Origin of the sequence: Sinomonas sp. P47F7 (assembly GCF_049332655.1) — a bacterium.
GTDB lineage: Bacteria > Actinomycetota > Actinomycetes > Actinomycetales > Micrococcaceae > Sinomonas.
Window position 1 is genome coordinate 511,858 of sequence record NZ_CP186327.1, and the last position, 15,366, is coordinate 527,223.

General features: G+C 69.1%; 15 protein-coding genes. 10 read left to right on the forward strand and 5 right to left on the reverse strand.

Annotated features, from left to right (window positions below; genetic code table 11):
* Positions 1-45 precede the first annotated feature (45 nt).
* Complete coding sequence (locus ACOKR1_RS02565; protein ID WP_415853552.1) at positions 46-1,071, forward strand: LacI family DNA-binding transcriptional regulator; 1,026 nt, start codon at positions 46-48, stop codon at positions 1,069-1,071.
* Positions 1,072-1,177: 106 nt separating this feature from the next.
* On the opposite strand, the gene ACOKR1_RS02570 is transcribed toward ACOKR1_RS02565, so the two are convergent.
* The 4 genes from ACOKR1_RS02570 to ACOKR1_RS02585 all read right to left on the reverse strand — a co-directional run bounded on the left by ACOKR1_RS02570 (position 1,178) and on the right by ACOKR1_RS02585 (position 4,557).
* The gene (locus tag ACOKR1_RS02570) at positions 1,178-2,023 is read right to left on the reverse strand and encodes a hypothetical protein (RefSeq protein ID WP_422935212.1); all 846 of its coding nucleotides are present in this window, start codon (positions 2,021-2,023) and stop codon (positions 1,178-1,180) included.
* 24 nt (positions 2,024-2,047) lie between these two features.
* The gene (locus ACOKR1_RS02575) at positions 2,048-2,860 is read right to left on the reverse strand and encodes an exodeoxyribonuclease III (RefSeq protein ID WP_422935213.1); all 813 of its coding nucleotides are present in this window, start codon (positions 2,858-2,860) and stop codon (positions 2,048-2,050) included.
* Between the two features lie 73 nt (positions 2,861-2,933).
* Positions 2,934-3,779 (reverse strand): ammonia-dependent NAD(+) synthetase, encoded by an 846-nt coding sequence (gene nadE / locus ACOKR1_RS02580; RefSeq protein WP_422935214.1) that lies wholly within the window; start codon positions 3,777-3,779, stop codon positions 2,934-2,936.
* Between the two features lie 4 nt (positions 3,780-3,783).
* Complete coding sequence (locus tag ACOKR1_RS02585) at positions 3,784-4,557, reverse strand: FadR/GntR family transcriptional regulator (RefSeq protein ID WP_422935215.1); 774 nt, start codon at positions 4,555-4,557, stop codon at positions 3,784-3,786.
* Between the two features lie 88 nt (positions 4,558-4,645).
* On the opposite strand from ACOKR1_RS02585, the gene dgoD reads away from it, so the two are divergent.
* The 6 genes from dgoD to ACOKR1_RS02615 all read left to right on the forward strand — a co-directional run bounded on the left by dgoD (position 4,646) and on the right by ACOKR1_RS02615 (position 10,820).
* Positions 4,646-5,791, forward strand: coding sequence for a galactonate dehydratase (dgoD, locus tag ACOKR1_RS02590; protein ID WP_422935216.1), 1,146 nt, complete (start codon positions 4,646-4,648; stop codon positions 5,789-5,791).
* A 70-nt stretch (positions 5,792-5,861) separates the two neighbouring features.
* Complete coding sequence (locus tag ACOKR1_RS02595; protein WP_422935217.1) at positions 5,862-6,542, forward strand: bifunctional 4-hydroxy-2-oxoglutarate aldolase/2-dehydro-3-deoxy-phosphogluconate aldolase; 681 nt, start codon at positions 5,862-5,864, stop codon at positions 6,540-6,542.
* Positions 6,539-7,489: a sugar kinase gene (locus ACOKR1_RS02600; protein ID WP_422935218.1), complete on the forward strand. Its 951-nt coding sequence runs from the start codon at positions 6,539-6,541 to the stop codon at positions 7,487-7,489. Before ACOKR1_RS02595 ends, ACOKR1_RS02600 begins: the two co-directional genes overlap by 4 nt.
* Positions 7,490-7,572: 83 nt before the next feature.
* Entirely contained in the window at positions 7,573-8,643 is a 1,071-nt protein-coding gene (locus ACOKR1_RS02605; RefSeq protein ID WP_422935219.1) for a Gfo/Idh/MocA family protein, read from the forward strand.
* 127 nt (positions 8,644-8,770) lie between these two features.
* Complete coding sequence (locus ACOKR1_RS02610) at positions 8,771-9,631, forward strand: sugar phosphate isomerase/epimerase family protein (protein ID WP_422935220.1); 861 nt, start codon at positions 8,771-8,773, stop codon at positions 9,629-9,631.
* A gap of 22 nt (positions 9,632-9,653) precedes the next feature.
* Entirely contained in the window at positions 9,654-10,820 is a 1,167-nt protein-coding gene (locus ACOKR1_RS02615; protein ID WP_422935221.1) for a Gfo/Idh/MocA family protein, read from the forward strand.
* A 70-nt stretch (positions 10,821-10,890) separates the two neighbouring features.
* On the opposite strand, the gene ACOKR1_RS02620 is transcribed toward ACOKR1_RS02615, so the two are convergent.
* On the reverse strand, positions 10,891-11,910 hold the full coding sequence (locus ACOKR1_RS02620; protein WP_422935222.1) for a LacI family DNA-binding transcriptional regulator: 1,020 nt from the start codon (positions 11,908-11,910) through the stop codon (positions 10,891-10,893).
* Positions 11,911-12,047: 137 nt separating this feature from the next.
* Here ACOKR1_RS02620 and ACOKR1_RS02625 point away from each other — a divergent pair, with 137 nt between their 5' ends.
* Genes ACOKR1_RS02625 through ACOKR1_RS02635 form a run of 3 tightly spaced genes read left to right on the forward strand, consistent with a single transcriptional unit; the run spans position 12,048 to position 15,365 of the window.
* A complete protein-coding gene (locus tag ACOKR1_RS02625) occupies positions 12,048-13,400 on the forward strand; it encodes an ABC transporter substrate-binding protein (protein WP_422935223.1) in 1,353 nt (450 codons plus the stop codon).
* Between the two features lie 28 nt (positions 13,401-13,428).
* The gene (locus ACOKR1_RS02630) at positions 13,429-14,445 is read left to right on the forward strand and encodes a carbohydrate ABC transporter permease (protein WP_422935224.1); all 1,017 of its coding nucleotides are present in this window, start codon (positions 13,429-13,431) and stop codon (positions 14,443-14,445) included.
* An 11-nt stretch (positions 14,446-14,456) separates the two neighbouring features.
* Complete coding sequence (locus ACOKR1_RS02635) at positions 14,457-15,365, forward strand: carbohydrate ABC transporter permease (RefSeq protein ID WP_422935225.1); 909 nt, start codon at positions 14,457-14,459, stop codon at positions 15,363-15,365.
* Position 15,366: the final 1 nt, after the last annotated feature.

Consider the following 15,366-nt stretch of genomic DNA (forward strand, 5'->3'; position numbering starts at 1 on the left):
GGGCGCTTGCCTCGCCGGTGCTGGGGCCGGGACAACGGAGGAAAAATGGTCGGGATCGAGGACGTAGCCGCAGCGGCGGGGGTGTCGACGGCGACGGTCTCGAGGGCCATCCGCGGTCTCCCTCGGGTTTCGCCGCGCACGCGAGCCAAGATCCTGGCGACGGCGAAGGAACTCGGGTACGTGCCGTCGTCGGCCGCGTCGCGCCTCGCGTCCGGCAAGACGCGCACCATCGGCGTCCTCGCGCCGTACGTGGACCGATGGTTCTTCGGCAAGGCGATCGACGGCGTGGACCGCGAGCTGCACGGGCGCGGCTACAACCTCTCGCTCTTCAACTTGGGCGGCCGGACCCAGCCGCGCGAGCGGCTCTTCAGCAAGGCCATGGTGCAGAAGCAGATTGACGCGCTCCTGCTCCTCTGCATGTATCTGCATCAGGAGGAGATCGACGATCTCCATACGATCGACATGCCGCTCGTCGTGGTGGGAGGCCCCGTTCCGGGCTGCTCGAACGTGGGCATCGACGACTATTTGGCGGCCCGGACCATCACGGAGCACCTCATCGGCCTCGGCCACCGGCACATCGCGCTCCTGCACGGCCAGGACGATTCCGACCTCAACTTCAGCGTGCCGCGGATCCGGGTCGAGGGCTTCCACGACGCGGTGCATCGCGCGGGCCTCGAGTTCGATCCGGACACCGCCCTCTTCGGCAACTTCACCGTGGAGAGCGGCGTCGAGGCCATGCGCCGGTTCATCGAGCTTCCGGAGCCGCGGCCCACGGCGATCGTGTGCGCCTCGGATGAGATGGCGCTCGGCGTGATCTTCGAGGCGCGGCGACAGGGGGTGCGGATTCCCGCCGAGCTGTCGGTCGTGGGGATCGACGGGCACGAGATGGGCGCCGCCGCTGGGCTCACCACCGTGTGGCAGGACCCGACCGCGCAGGCCCGGCGGGGGACCCAGATGCTCCTCGCCGAACTCGCGGGCGAAACAGGGGCCGTGCACGCTGAGAACGCCGAGCAGCGGCTCGTGCTCCGAGAGTCGACGGCCCCGCCCCTGGGCAGCCTCGCCTACCGCTGAGTTTCGGGTACACCAACTCCCACTCCTGACCGTTTCGGGTACAGATCATCTGTACCCGAAACGGCGGTGGGCGTGGGTTTCTGTACCCGAGACGGAGGAGGATGGGTTAGGAGGCTCGGGCCAGTTGGCGGATCGGGATCCAGCGGGACGCGAGCCGACGGTAGGCGGCGGCGGCCCCGGTCATGTCCCCCTCCGCGAGGCATTCGATCCCGAGCTTGACGTCGAGGCACGATTCGTCGGGGTAGACGCGGTCCGCGACCCGGCCGTAGTCGAGCTCGACAGCCGATTCCGGGTTGAATTCCTCAAGCCACTCGGTCAGCGCCGTGAGCTCGTCGAGCATGCTCATGTCTGGCGCGGCAAGGGCGAGGTTGGCCACGGCGAACCGCGCCCGGCTGATGGCCTTCGACCACGGGGCCACGATCCGGACCGTCCGCAGATGGTCGCCGGCCTCGACGATCTCGGTCGGATCGGACTCCTGGAACAGCACGAACCAGCTGAACGGGATGCCCCACAGTGATTCGCGCGTGTTGATCCGGGGGGACGCCGTCTCCGCGGCGATCTTGTCGACGCGCCGCTGATGCCGCTCCCGTGCCTCCTCCGGGAGCATGAGCTCGGCGAGCATCCGCGGAGCCGTGCTGATCACGGACTCGGCCGCGAGCCCCGAGCGGAGCACGAGTTGGCTCGGGCAGTACAGCGTGGTCCCGTTGACGGTCAGGGCCCGCGTGAATTCGGCCCTGTCTCCGGGGAACGGATCGCCGGTCGTGTTGATGATGCGGTCGAGCGCGGCGTCCGATTCAGCAGTGTCGAGCGCTTCGCGCCCGCCCTTGGACTGCAGCCCGGCCTTGAGCCGCTCGCGTTCGTGCGAGCTGAAGGCGTCGAGCGGCTCGTAGACGCGCAGATGCGATGACAACGGCCGTGCCGCGAAGCCGTGCGCGTCGCTCAACTCAGCCACCCGCCGTCGTCCGCGGCGCCGAGCTCAGGCGCCGTTCGCAAGCTCCACCACCACTGGCGCGTGGTCTGACGCGCCCTTGCCCTTGCGCTCCTCGCGGTCAATGTGGGCGCCGACCACGCGGCCCGCGAGCGTCGGGGAGGCGAGCACGAAGTCGATCCGCATGCCCTCCTTCTTGGGGAAGCGGAGCTGCTTGTAGTCCCAATACGTGTACACGCCGGGCCCGGGGGTGAACGGCCGGGCGACGTCGGCGTAGCCCGACTGCTCGAAGGCCCGGAACGCCTCGCGCTCGGGCTCGCTCACGTGGGTGAGCCTCTCTGCAAGGAAATACTCGATGTCCCACACGTCCTCGTCGAGCGGGGCGATGTTCCAGTCGCCCACGAGCGCGATCTGCGCGTGGGGGTCCTGCGCGAGCCACTCCGACGCGTGCTTGTTGAGCGTCGCGAGCCATTCGAGCTTGTACGGCATGTGCTCGTCGTCGAGTGCGCGGCCGTTCGGAACGTAGAGGCTCCACACGCGGACGCCGCCGCACGTAGCGCCGATCGCGCGCGCTTCCTGCTCAGCCTCGACGCCGCCCTTGCCGAACGTGGGCTGATCGGGGAAAGTGCGTTCGACGTCGCCGAGGCCCACTCGGGAGGCGATCGCCACGCCGTTCCACTGGCTCAGGCCAAAATGGGCCACCTCGTAGCCGTTGCGCTCGAAGAGCTCCCACGGGAAATTGTCGTCCCGGCACTTGGTCTCCTGCATCGCCAGGACGTCGACGTCGCTGCGCAGCAGCCAGCTCTCCACGCGGTCGGCGCGGGCGCGGAGGGAGTTCACGTTCCAGGTGGCGATCTTCACGCTGACCACGCTATCAATCCAACAGCGAGTCGGCACCGTGGGGTGCCCACTCGCTGTTCGAGGATGCTGGGAGTTACTTCGACCAGGCTGTCGCGCCCTCGTGCCACCACGTGTCGAAGCGCGTGACCGGCGTCGCGCGCTTGTGCCGCGTGACGAGGAAGCGGCGCTCGATCGACTCCGCGACCTCGTCCGGGACGTCGCGGCCCTCGAGGTAGTCGTCGATCTCGTCATACGTGATCCCGAGCTCGTGCTCGTCGGTGCGGCCAGGCTGCAGATCGAGGAGGTCGGCCGTGGGGACCTTCTGCCAGATCCGCTCGGGGGCGCCGAGGTAGCGGAGCACCTCGCGGTTCTGGCGCTTGTTGAGGCCGAACAGCGGCAGGATGTCTGCGCCGCCGTCGCCGAACTTCGTGAAGAAGCCCGTGACGGACTCGGCGCCGTGGTCGGTTCCGATCACGAGCAGGTTGCGCTCGCCCGCGATCATGTACTGCGCGACCATGCGCGAGCGGGCCTTCGTGTTGCCGCGGACGAAGTCGCTGAGCTCGGCCGGGGAGGTGCGCGCGTACTCGGCCTCGTAGCCGTCCACGGCGGGCTTGACGTTGAACGTCCATTCGGACTTCGCGCGCACGAATGCGAGGGCGGCCCGCGCGTCGTCCTCGTCGTGCTGGATGCCGTGCGGGAGGCGCGCCGCGATGAAGTCCGCGTCGATGCCCTCCTCGGCGAGGGATTCGACGGCGAGCTGCGCGAGGCGGCCCGCGAGCGAAGAGTCGAGCCCGCCACTGATCCCGAGAATAAAGCCCTTGGCCCCCGTGGCGCGGAGGTAGTCCTTGAGGAAAGCGACCCTCGCCTCTACCTCCTCGGCCGGGTCGATCTGCGGCTTGACGCCCATCTCATCGATGATCTTCGCCTGAAGTTCGCGCATGGGGCTAGCGTACTTCAGGCATGTTTCCCCGGGGTTGCGCGGGGGTGGCCGGCGCGGGGTCGGCCCACAGATGGGACATTTCGTCGACGGAGCGAACCACCAGCCGTTCCATCGCTGCGCGCGCGCCCTGTCCGTCCCCGCGCTGGATCGCGGTTGCGACCTCGAGGTGCCCTTGGAGCGCCGCGCGGTCGAGATGGGGCGGCATGAGCCCATGGTGCACTCGCCCCGCGAGGACCTCCTCCGTGACCCGGTTGAGCTTGCCGAACATGCCGTTGCCGCTCGCCGCGAGAATCGCGTGGTGGAACGCGATGTCCAACTCCACGAACTCCTCCGTGCGTTCGGTGGTCCCGGCCGCCCACATCGCGGCGGAGAGCCCCACGATCTCGGCGCGCGCCTCGTTTCCCGCGCGCTCCGCGGCGAGCTGGGCGGCGAGTGGCTCGACGGCGCGGCGCAGCTCCGTGAGCTCCTGCAGCTGCGCGACGCGGTGCGGCGAGGCGAGCTTCCAGCGGATCACCTGGGGGCTGAACGCGTCCCATTCCGACTCGGGCAGCACGACCGTCCCGGTGCGGCGGCGCGACGCGATGAGCCCGAGCGAGGAGAGCACCCGCAGCACCTCGCGCACGAGGGTCCGCGAGACGTCGAAGCGCGCCTCGAGCTCGTCGGAGAGCAGGGCGGACTGCGGTGCGAGCTCGCCCGAGCAGATCGCCGCCCCGAGGGCGTCGAGCACCTCGGCGTGCCGGCGGGAGGCGGCGGGGGGTGCCTCGCGGGCGTTCGTCATGACCTCATCCTACTGGTTAGATACGACTTAAGCAGCTAGGCTTCGAGATTAAGTACTACAAATCCTGTCGCCACGAAGGGCTGAATCCGTGAAAATCACCCGCATCGAGACCTTCCTCGTCCCGCCCCGCTGGCTGTTCGTGCGGCTCGAGACCGATTCCGGGATCGTCGGCTGGGGCGAGGCGACGTGCGAGGGCCGCTCCGAGACCGTCCGCGCCGCCGTCGGCCAGCTCTCCGAGCTCCTGCTCGGGCAAGACCCGCTGCGCATCGAGGACCACTGGCAGGTGCTCACGAAGGGCTCGTTCTACCGCGGCGGGCCAATTCTGGCGAGCGCAGTCGCGGGCCTCGACCAGGCGCAGTGGGACATCGCGGGCAAGCACTTCGGCGCGCCCGTCCACCAGCTCCTCGGCGGGCCGGTCCGCGACCGGATCCGTGTGTATGGGTGGGTGGGTGGCGACGAGCCGAACGAGGTCGCGGACGCGATCGCCGCCCAGCTCGAGGTGGGCCTCACGGCCGTAAAGATGAACGCATCGGGGAAGATGTCGCCCAACGGGAGCGTCGCGGAGCTCGACGGCGTGGTGCGCCGCGTCGCGGCAGCGCGCGAGGTCCTCGGCCCGGACCGCGACGTCGCCGTCGACTTCCACGGGCGCTTCACGCTCGCCACGGCGCGCCGCGCGGCCTCCCTGCTCGCGGACCTGCACCCGTTCTTCCTCGAGGAGCCCGTGGTCCCGGAGAACTCGCACCTGATCGGCCGGATCGCCGAATCGACGCCGATCCCCATCGCGACGGGCGAGCGGCTGTACTCGCGCCAGGAGTTCCTGCCCGCGCTCCAGGCGGGGATCGCCGTGGCCCAGCCGGACCTGAGCCACGCGGGCGGCATCACCGAGGTGCGCAAGATCGCGGCCCTCGCCGAGACGTTCGACGTCCAGCTCGCCCCGCACTGCCCGCTCGGGCCGATCTCGCTCGCGGCCTGCCTCCAGGTGGGCTTCGCGACGCCCAACTACCTCATCCAGGAGCAGAGCATCGGCATCCACTACAACCAGGGAGCCGAGGTGCTCGACTACGTCGTGGACAAGACCCCCCTGCGCTTCGTGGACGGCTGCATCGAGCGGCTGACCGCGCCGGGCCTCGGCATCGAGGTCGACGAGGCGGCCGTGCGCGCCGCCGACGCGCGGGGCCACGCGTGGCGCGGACCCGTGTGGCGCCACCCCGACGGTTCGTTCGCGGAGTGGTGACGGGTATGACGGTCACGGGTATGACGGTGACGGGTATGACAACGCGGACGTCGGTGATAGGAAAGTGACTATGGCCCAGCTGGACTCGGCAACCCTCCTGCAGATCCTGAGCGAAACCCGGCTCGTCGCGATCATCCGCGGCGATTCGTCCGAAAGCGCCGTCGCCGCGGCGCACGTGCTGTTCGACGCGGGCGTGCGCCTCGTCGAGATCGCGCTCACCACCCCGGGCACGCTCCACGCCATCGCGGAGATCGCGCCCAGCCTCCCCGAGGGCGCCTACCTCGGCGCGGGGACCGTCCTGACCGAGGACGACGTCGATGCCGTCGCCGCCGCTGGGACGGACTTCGTGGTCACCCCGGCCGTGACGGAGTCCGTCGCCTACGCGGCCGGCCGTGGCCTGCCCGTCCTGGCCGGCGCCTTCACGCCGACCGAGGTGCGCGAGGCGTGGCGCGCGGGAGCCGCCGCGGTCAAGGTCTTCCCGGCCTCCGCCGTCGGGCCCGGCTACTTCAAGGCGGTCCGCGACCCGTTCCCGGATATTCCGCTGCTCGCGGTGGGCGGCGTCGGGCTCGCCGAGCTGCCCGAATATCTCGCAGCGGGGGCCGTGGGCCTCGGCGTCGGCGGCCCCCTCGTCGGGGACGCCGCGCGCGGAGGCGACCTCGACGCGCTCGCCGAGCGGGCGCGCGCGTTCGTCGCCGCGGCGTCCCAGGGCACCCCGGTGAACACCCAGGCGAGCAGCGAGGCCCGGCGATGACCGGCGTCGTCCTCTCGCTGGGCGAGGCCCTCGTCTCGCTCCGCTCGGGCGCGCCGCTCGCGCTCGGCGGGCCGCTCACCATGCACGCCGCGGGCGCCGAGCTCAACGTCGCGGTCGGCCTCGCGCGGCTCGGGCACGCCTCGGCGTGGGCGGGCGTGATTGGCGACGACGAGCTCGGCACCTTCGTGCTCCGCTCCCTCGCCGCGGAGAACGTCGACACGGCTGGCGTGCGGCGCACCTCGCTCCCGACCGCGGTGATGTTCCTCGAGGCGCGCACGCCGGACGTCTCACGGGTCTTCTATCACCGCGCGGGCGCCGCGGGCACGGCGCTGGGGATGCACGATGTCGATCGCATCCTCGATCGCGACGTCGCCTGGCTGCACCTCACCGGGATCACGCCCGCGCTCTCGGAGGGTGCGCGGGCCGCGACCCTCCACGCCGCGCAGATCTGCCGTGACCGGGGCACGCCGTTCTCCCTCGACGTGAACTTCCGCAGCAAGCTGTGGTCCGCGACCGACGCCGAAACCGTGCTCCCGTGGCTCGCTGAGGGCGCGGCTGTGGTGATTGGCTCGGAGGACGAACTCGGCCTCGTCGCACCCTGCGGGGCCGTCGACTCCGTGGACAGCGCGGCGGCGGAGCTCCTTGCGGCCGGCGCCGAGGACGTCGTGGTCAAGCTTGGCGCGCGCGGGGCCGCCGCCTACACGGCGGGTGGCCGGGTCGAGGCCCCTGCGTTCGAAGTGTCCGTGCGGGACACCGTCGGCGCGGGCGACGCGTTCACCGCCGGCTACCTGTCCGCGCGGCTCGAACGGCTCGACGTCCCCGCGCGGCTCAGGCGCGGGACCGCGCTCGGCGCGTTCGCCGTCGGGAGCCACGGCGACTGGGAGGGCCTCCCGCGCCGCGACGAGCTCGGGCTGCTCGACACCGAGAGCGGCGAGACGCACCGCTGATCCGTTTCCTGGGCGGGCGGCACGGGTACGGCAACGATGGCAACCGGTTGCCCGGCCGTGGTGGGGGTCACTAGTTTGGAGGGGTGCCCGTCGACGCGTCACCCGAGTCCCCTCAGCCCCCATCCCCGGTGAGGAGGGCCGCCGTCGTCGGCTGCGGCGACATCTCCGCCCAGCATTTCGCGGCGCTCGGCGCGATCGACGGCGTGGAACTCGCCGCCGTCGTCGATCCTCACGCCGACCGTCGCGCCACCGCCTCGGCCGCCCACGGCGTGCCGGGGTACGCGAGCCTCGGCGAGCTGCTCGACGCGGGAGGCATCGATGCCGTGCATCTCTGCACGCCGCACAACGCCCACGCGCCCCTCGCGCAGCAGGCACTCGAACGCGGCGTGAATGTGCTCACGGAGAAGCCAGTGGCGCACACTCTGGCGGACGCCGAGGCGCTCGGAGTCGCGGCGCGAACCGCGTTCGCCGAGCGCGGGACCCAGCTCGGGGTGTGCTTCCAGAACCGGTACAACGCGCCGGTCCGGGCGCTCCGCGAGCTGCTCGATTCCGGGAAGCTCGGGCGAATCCTCGGGGCCAACGCGACGGTCATGTGGCACCGCACGCCCGAGTACTACGCGGCGCGGCCTTGGCGCGGAACGTGGGCCGGGAGCGGCGGTGGGCTGCTCATGAACCAGGCCATCCATACGCTCGACCTGCTGCAGTGGCTTGTGGGGCCCGCCGTCCTGGTTGGCGGGGCGGCGTCGACGCGCGCGCTCGCGGGCGTGATCGAGGTCGAGGACACCGCCGACCTCCTCCTCGAGCACGCGACGCCCGACGGCGGGAGCGTCCGGTCCGTCTTCTACGCGACCAACGCGAACGGGGTCAACGCCCCTGTGACGCTCGACGTCGTCACGGAACGGGCGACGCTGAGCCTGCGGGGCGAGCTCACCGTGCGGCATGCCGACGGGAGGGTCGACGTCGTCGAGGAAGCCGGCGTCCTTGCGGGCGAGCGCAGCTATTGGGGCGCCTCGCACCGGCTGCTCATCGAGGATTTCTACGCGTCGCTCGGATCCGAGCGCCCGTTCTGGATCGGGGCCGAGGAGGCGACGGCGTCGCTGCGGCTCATCAAGGTCGTGTACGCGAGCTCCTATGCGCCGGGGGAGTGGGTCTAACCCGGCCGCGCCGGGCCTCGGTGGCAAGTGTTGGCAAACGGTTACCATCGTGTGCCAGATCTGCCTACGGTGGAAGAGGTGTGACGGCCGTCACCGCGCGGCCGCTGGTACGAAGAGGAGAACAGCGATGGCCAAAATCGGCGTCCAGGCGATGATGCTTCGGGAGAGCTTCGAAAAGATCGGTCCCTTCGAGACGCTCCGGAAGGTTGCCGAGATCGGCTACCGCGCCGTCGAGGTCTCGCAGATTCCCATGGACCAGGCGAACGTGGCCGAGCTCGAGCGGGCCCGGGGCGAGCTCGGAATCGAGTTCGCGGCGCTGTCCGCGCAGCTCGAGGGCGAGACGGGCGCCACCCCGTACCCGCTCGCGGTCGACGTCGAGCGCGTCGTCGCCGACTGCCGTCGCCTGGGCACGGAAATGCTCCGGATCGGCATGGCGCCCATGTTCGAGCTGCAGAGCGAGGACAGCGTGCGGGACTACGCGAAGCGCGCCGAGAAGGCCGCGCAGGCGCTCGCGGACGAGGGCATCGCGCTGTACTACCACAACCACCACGTCGAGTTCGCCAAGATGAGCGGCCGGTACATCATGGACATCCTCGCTGACGAGGCCCCGAGCATGGGGCTCGAGATCGACGTCCACTGGGTCCAGCGCGGCGGCCTCGACCCGGTCCGTACCCTCCACAAGTACGCGGGCCGCACGGCCATGGTCCACCTCAAGGACTACCGCATCGGCGCGCTCTCCGAGGAAGGCGTGAAGGCGCACGCGGAGGGCAACCACGAGGCCTTCATGCGCGAATTCGCCGACGTCGTGCAGTTCGCCGAGGTCGGGGAGGGCAACCTCGACTTCGCCGCGATCGTGCCCACGGCCATCGAGACGGGCGCGAAGTACCTGCTCGTCGAGCAGGACCGGCTGTACGGCCGCACCGTCTTCGACGCCCTCACGATCTCCCACGACAACCTCGTGGGCCTCGGATTCCAGGACCTCTTCTAATCCCAGCGAAACAGGAGCAAGCATGAGCAAGAAAGTCCGCCTCGGCATCGTCGGGTTCGGCAACCAGGGCAGCCAGTACGCGGGGCTCGTCGCCGACGGACGCGTTCCGAACATGGAGCTCGTGGCGATCACGGACACGGACCCCACGCGTCGCGAGCTCATCGCCGAGCGGCACCCGGGCGTGACCGTGTTCGACGACTACATCACGATGCTCGAGTCCGGTGCCATTGAGGCCGTCGTCACGACCGTGCCGCACTACCTTCACCCGCAGATGGGCATCCAGGCGCTCGAGCGCGGCCTCCACGTGCTCGTGGAGAAGCCCGCGGGCGTCTACACGAAGCAGGTCAAGGAGCTCAACGAGTTCGCGGCGTCCAAGCCTGAGCTGACGTTCGCGATCATGTTCAACCAGCGCACCAACCCGCTGTACCGCAAGCTCAAGGAGATCATCGCCTCGGGCGAGCTCGGCGAGATCCGCCGCACGAACTGGATCGTCACCACGTGGTACCGGCCGCAGGCGTACTACGACCAGAGCGACTGGCGCGCCACGTGGGGCGGCGAGGGCGGCGGCGTCCTCGTGAACCAGGCCCCGCACAACCTCGACCTGTGGCAGTGGATCTGCGGTGTCCCCCAGAGCGTCTTCGCGAAGGCAGGCTACGGCTTCCGGCGGAACATCGACGTCGAGGACGAGGTCGTCGCCGTGGTCGACTACGGCAACGGCGCGACCGGCACGTTCACCACCGCGACCCACGAGCTCGTGGGCACGGACCGCTTCGAGATCACGGGCGACAAGGGCAAGATCGTGGTCACCGACGCGAAGACCGCGGTCGTGACCCGCTACCGCCGGACCGAGCAGGAGATCAACGCGAGCATCCCGACCGAGGACATCTGGAAGATGACCCGGGACGAGTTCGACCCGAACGAGTACTACACGCACGAGACGCTCGAGTTCGACACCGCGTGGGGCGGCCAGCACGCCACCGTGCTGGAGAACTTTGCGGCGAACATCCTCGACGGCACCCCGCTCATTGCCCCCGGCAGCGACGGGATCCTCGGCGTACGCCTCGCGAACGCGATCCACCTCTCGAGCTGGACCGGCAAGGAAGTCCCCATGGACTTCGACGACGACGAGTTCCTCGCCCTCCTCAACAAGAAGATCGCCGAAGAGGGCAAGTTCCCCCAGCGCGGTTGACCCACGGTTGCGCCGTCACCTCCGCAGGGTAGAGACCCTGCGGAGGTGACGGCGCAACGTTTTGGGGGCGTCAGGCGCGGGCGGGGCCGGTCGACGCGCGGATCTTGAGGTGCGTGGGCATGACCGCGAGCTTGCGGGGCGTGCCTCCACGGATCGGGTCGAGCTGGGCCATGAGCATCGACACCGCGACGCGGCCGGCCTGCTCGACCGGCGAGGCGATCGTGGTGAGCGGCGGGTTGCAGAAGTCCGAGCCGAACATGTCGTCACAGCCCACGATGCTCACATCGTCGGGCACGCGCACGCCGCGTTCGTGGAACCGCTGGAGCATGCCGATGGCGAGGAGGTCGTTGAAGGCGATCATCGCCGTCGCCCCCGTGCTGAGCGCGGCGTCGGCCGCGGCCGCCCCGGAGAACGCCGTCGGGGCATAGGGGCCGATGCGCGTGGCCGTCATGCCGCGCTTCGCGGCGGACTCCTCGATCGCCTTCCAACGCCGGTGATTGGACCACGAGCTCGTGGGTCCCGCCGCGTACACGACCGACTTGTGGCCGAACGAGGCGAGGTGCTCGAGGGCCTGGACCACGGCGCTCGGCGTGTCGATGAGCACGGTGGGGGCGTCCGCCGTCGCCCGGTTGATGGTGACGAGCGGCTGCCGCAGCGCGGTGTCCGCGAGCTGCTGGTCGGTGAGGCGAGACGCGGCAAGGATCGCCCCGTCCGTGGAGCGGCGCAGCTTCCGCAGCGTGTCGAGCTCGACGTCGGTGGCCTCCTCGGTGTCGACGAGCAGCTGGGTGTAGCCGGAGGCCTTCAGCTGGTGCTGGGTGCCGCGGATGATGTCGAAGAAGAACGGGTTCGTGATGTCGGGGACCAGAACCGCGATGACCCCCGTGCGCCCCGAGCTGAGGCCGCGCGCCGTGCTGCTCGGAACGTAGTGCAGCTCCGACGCGATCCGCTCGATCTTCTCCCGCGTGCGTGCGTTGACGCGCTGGGGATTGGACAGTGCGCGCGACACGGTCGAGGTGGCGACGCCGGCGATCTCCGCGATGTCGCGGATGGTCGGCATTCGCTCGGCAGAGGAGGGGGACTCTTCGGTCATGCATGCCATTGCAGCATCTTTGGCAACTCATGGCAATCGCTTGCCGTCGGTTTTCCTCTTTTCCTAAGCTCGACCTTATCGATGCATGGGGTGAGCTGAATCACAACGGCCGCCCAGCGACCTCAAGGAGGAGATTCATGCGTTTTGGCAAGAAGGCCGTTCTGGCCTCCATTGCGACGGCAGCCGCTCTCGCACTTTCTGCCTGTGGCGGGGGTGGCACGTCCGGCGGTAGCTCCTCCGGCGGCGCCGTCAACGGTGCCGGCAAGACGCTCAACGTCTTCATCGGCAAGAACACCACCTACCCCCAGCAGCAGCAACAGTGGTTCGACGACACCGCAGCGGCCTTCAAGAAGGCGACCGGCGCCGACCTCAAGTTCGAGACCTTCGCCTCGGGCAACGACGAGCTCACGAAGATCCAGACCTCGGCCGTGTCCGGCCAGGGCCCTGACATCTACTCGCTCGGCACCACGTTCACCCCGACCGCGGTCGCGACGGGCGCCTTCGCCCAGCTCACCGACGACGACTGGAAGGCGCTCGGCGGCAAGGACAAGTTCAACCAGGCGGCGCTCGGGATCTCCGGCCCGGACCAGAACAAGCTCTACGCCGTTCCGTTCGCGAGCCGTCCGTTCGTCATGGCCTACAACAAGGACCTCCTCAAGGCGGCCGGCATCGACAAGCCCGCCACGACGTGGGACGGCCTCGCCGAGCAGGCGAAGAAGGCCACGGACGCATCGAAGGGCCAGTACGGCATGGCGATCGCGTACAAGGACAACTTCGACCCGTGGAAGTACATCTGGGCCATGTCCGAGCAGTCGGGCAACAAGCTCGTGGACGGCAAGACGGCGAACATCAACAACGACGCCGTGACCAAGGCCTACCAGACGTACTTCGGCTGGCTCACGAAGGACAAGGTCGTTGACCCGGCGTCGGTCGGCTGGACCAACAGCCAGGCCCTCGCGAACTTCGCGTCCGGCAAGGCGGCGTTCTTCCTCATGACGTCCACCGGCTCGCTCAACACGCTCAACAGCTCGGCGATCAAGGACAAGTACGACTACGCGCTCATGCCGACGCAGATCAGCGACTCGGCGCCGAGCGGCGCGCGTCCCGTGGCCTCGATCCTCTCGGGCGACAACATGGGCATCGCCTCCTACTCGAAGAACAAGGACCTTGCGCTCGCGTTCCTCAAGATGGTCACGGACAAGGATCAGCAGCTCAGCTACCAGAAGATCTTCGGCGACCTGCCGACGAGCTCCGACGCGCTCAAGTCGCTGAGTTCCGCCCCGCACATGGCGGCCGTCACCGATGCCGCAGCCAAGTCGTTCGCGACGCCGTTCACCGGCGCGTGGGCCGACATCCAGCTCGCCCTCGTCAATGTCACGGTTCAGAGCATTCCGGATCTCGCGTCCGGGAACGTCTCGCAGGCCAACCTGAGCCAGCGCATCAAAGCCGCCCAGGACTCCGCGCAGCAGTCCCTGAGCCGAGCCAAGTAGTCCGCGCTGCGGATGTTTTGAGGTAATCATGACCACTGCCCGCAATTCCGCCCCGGAGTCCCGGACCGCCACTCGTGTGGCGGGCCGGGGCCCCCGGCCCGGCACGGCCTCCTCGCCCGGCGGCCAGGCCGGCCCCAGCAACAAGCGCCGCCGAGGCCTGTCCGAGAGGAACCGGCCCCTGTGGATGCTCATCCCTGGTGGCGTCCTTATGCTGGTCGTCATCGTCGTGCCGCTCGTGCTCGGCATCTACATCTCGTTCCTCGACCTCGACCAGTACACGCTCCGCCAATGGCTCTCGGCGCCGTTCATCGGGTTCGCCAACTACATCGAGGCCATCACCCAGTCCGGGATCCTGCGCTCGGTGTGGCTCAGCGTCTCGTACTCGGCCATCGCCACGATCGTCACGCTGCCGCTCGGCATCGCGGCGGCCCTGGCCACGCAGAACAAGTTCCCGGGCCGCGCCCTGGTGCGCTCGGTCTTCCTCATCCCGTACGTCCTGCCTGGCTTCGTCGTCGCCACCGTGTGGCGGACCATGTTCCAGCCGAGCGGCATCATCACGCTCATGCTGCACCACCTCGGCATCGATCCCGGTCTGTTCCTCAACGGCCCCAACACGTACTGGGTCCTCGTGTTCGTGCAGATCTGGTCGTCGTGGCCCTTCATCTACCTCCTGGCCCTCTCCGGCCTGCAGGGTGTTGACCACGAGGTCCACGAGGCGTCCGCCCTCGACGGCGCCCTGTGGTGGAACAAGCTCCGGTACGTCATCTTCCCGTACCTCAAGGGCCCGATCTCCCTTGCGATCCTCATCGGGATGCTCAACCACATCAACAACTTCACGCTGCCGTACGTGCTCTTCGGCCTCCCTGCGCCGAACGATATCGAGGTGCTCCCGTACCTGACGTACGCGACGAGCTTCCAGAGCTTCCGCTTCGGCCTGAGCGCCGGCATGGCGGTCGTCTCGCTCATCCTCATCCTCATCCCGCTGTTCATCTACCTGCGCGCCGTCAAGCTCGACGACGCCGAGACCCCGGGAGGCCGCAAGTGACCACCAGCGCGGTGACTCTAGAGACAAAGGCCCCGGCCGCCGTCGAACGTCCCGGCTCGCGCCAGCAGAAGGAGGTGACCCGCCTGCTCCCGGGCTGGCTCCTCACTGCTGTGGCGATCTTCCTGTGCGCCGCCGTCCTGATCCCGATCGCGTACATCTTCCTCGCGTCGCTCAACACGGACATCGGCGTGGCCAACGGCGAGCTCTGGCCCAGCACGTTCACCATCAGCAACTACGAGAACATCTGGACGAGCGTCGGGCTCGCGAACGGCCTCACCAACTCGATCATCGTGGCGGGCTCGACCGCGATCGTCTCGGCGGCGTTCTCGATCGGCACGGCGTTCGTGCTGGTCCGGTACCAGTTCCTGGGCCGCCGCACGATCCTGCGGGCGCTCCTGGGCCTCCAGAGTGTGCCGGGCACGCTCATCGTGCTCCCGCTGTTCGTGCTGTTCTCTTCCTCGGCCACGTACCTCGGCCTGCAGGTGATCGGCACCCGCTGGGGCCTGTTCGTCACGTATCTGACGTTCTCCCTGCCGTTCTCGACGTGGGTCATGGTCACGTACCTCCGCGGCCTGCCGAAGGAGCTCGAGGAGGCCGCGCGCATCGACGGCGCAACGAACCTCGGCGTCCTGACCAGGATCATCCTGCCGCTCAGCTGGCCGGGCCTCATCGTGGCCGCGATCTTCGCGTTCCTGCCCGGCTGGAATGACGTGCTCTTCGCTTCCGTCATGACCAGGCCGGACACCCAGACGGCCGCCGTGGCCCTCCAGGTGTTCTCGAGCAGCACCGAGGGCGGCGCGATCCCGCTGTACGGCCAGATGATGGCGGCCTCGCTCGTGTGTGCGCTGCCGGTCGTGATCCTGTACCTGTTCTTCCAGAAGTATCTAGTGGGCGGTCTGACGTCCGGAGGAGTCAAGTGAC